Raw genomic sequence first — 269 nt, forward strand, 5'->3', positions numbered from 1 at the left:
AAAGTATTGATAACACCGGCAGTATAGTTTAAATGGCCAACGTTGACATCAACGGCGGAGCTTTTACCCGTTTGTGGCTTGTTTTCGAGTTCAACTTCAAAAGGTAGTGAAGCCCAATACTGACCATTTTCGCGGTAAATACTGACCACCTTTAGCGTACCGGACAAATTAACATGACGACTGACCCTAATGTCATACCAATCTTTAACACCACGTGGTTTGTCCAGGCGAAGCTTACCGGCAACAATTTTAGCCCGATCGGTTTTAAA

The 269-nt window shown here is 43.5% G+C and carries 1 pseudogene; it reads right to left on the bottom strand.

The window, feature by feature from the left end:
- Positions 1 to 269: pseudogene (locus HEQ50_RS13015) on the bottom strand (RNA-guided endonuclease TnpB family protein); the annotation flags it as partial.

The sequence above is a fragment of the Lactobacillus sp. HBUAS51381 genome, from assembly GCF_012641095.1.
Taxonomy (GTDB): Bacteria; Bacillota; Bacilli; order Lactobacillales; family Lactobacillaceae; genus Levilactobacillus.